Here is a 1101-nt window from a genome sequence, read left to right as displayed (position 1 = left end):
AATTTGCATGATTTTGGCAGTCCTTATGATTTTCGGGATAACTTGTACCTCTTTACCCTTGCAATAAGAATAGGTGAGATTGGGGTGATCGTATCATTCGAGGACGGAGGGCTCATAAAAGAAACGTATTGTAAGTACGTTGAAGAGGTGAGTGGAAGCAAGTTACATCCAATTCAATTTAATGAACTGTATGCCAAAGTGAGCTATCAAGTGAAGCTGCGTCAGCGCTCCGTATCGTTTTTGACACAATCGCATGTGGAGGGCTGTGGTATTGCTACAACGGAGATGATTGGTTCATCTACCTTGCTAGATGATTGGGATCAAAGAGAGTTTTCTCAACTGCTGGATTTTCATGTATCCCCTTGGTTAGGAAGTAGCTTACAGGTCGAGTTTGAACCCCCTGATAAAGTTTCCACTTGGATGACCGATAGCACTGGAGAGCCGCTCCTTCTTTCTAAGGATGAATGGGTGGGGCCTAACAAATAGCTGCAGTACGTTCCGGGCCTTCGGCCCCACACCGGACGCGCTAAAGCGCGCCGCTGAGCAGAACGTTAGAAAGCCATCGGACGGTACGCATGAAAAATATCGAGATATTTGAAGCTTTATCCGGACTACTGTTTGCAGAGTTGTACGAATATTTCCCGCTCCCAAAGACTATCGATCCAAAGCGGCTGGCTCTGGAACTCGGAGATGAATATTGGGATGAGGCTGAACAACCTCTGGAAGACACCGGCCAAATCAACGCATATGTCCGGCATAAAAGCCCTGCAGGATTGGCCGAACCCACAATCCGATGGCTGGCGAATACAGGTTTCATAACCTTCGATGGCTACCGCGGTGGTGAATTTCAAAACGTTTGCTTAACTGCAAAGGGGTTGGAAGCAATCAGGTCGGCGCCCGGAAGAGAAAGCCGATTGCTGAACGCTGCCAAGAATATTGTTGCTGGCGCGGCTAAAGACAGTGCGCGAGATGAGCTTCGGAAAGTTTTCTCGGAAATGGTGCTATGGAGCGTTCAAAATTCTGCCACGCTAATCCAGTCTGCCTCCAATTTCGGTGGCTAGGCTTTTCTAACCACTCATTCAAGTACGTTACCGGCCTAGC

At 48.0% G+C, this 1101-nt stretch carries 2 protein-coding genes; both read left to right on the top strand.

Features of this window, described 5'->3' with window-relative positions:
* Positions 1-486, top strand: a 486-nt coding sequence (locus G565_RS27145; protein WP_028672549.1) for a hypothetical protein, incomplete at its 5' end; no start/stop codon positions are given.
* Between the two features lie 89 nt (positions 487-575).
* Positions 576-1061, top strand: coding sequence for a hypothetical protein (locus G565_RS0121010; RefSeq protein WP_028672548.1), 486 nt, complete (start codon positions 576-578; stop codon positions 1059-1061).
* The last annotated feature ends 40 nt before the right edge of the window (positions 1062-1101 follow it).

It is taken from the genome of Saccharospirillum impatiens DSM 12546 (assembly GCF_000423605.1).
In the GTDB taxonomy this organism is placed as follows: domain Bacteria; phylum Pseudomonadota; class Gammaproteobacteria; order Pseudomonadales; family Natronospirillaceae; genus Saccharospirillum; species Saccharospirillum impatiens.
The sequence above is the reverse complement of the archived record's forward strand: the minus strand, read 5'-3'. Positions and strand labels throughout refer to the sequence as shown.

Bases quoted from the DNA above. Each gene is read 5' to 3' on its own strand.
- G565_RS0121010 (WP_028672548.1), top strand. From the start codon at position 576: ATGAAAAATATCGAGATATTTGAAGCTTTATCCGGACTACTGTTTGCA.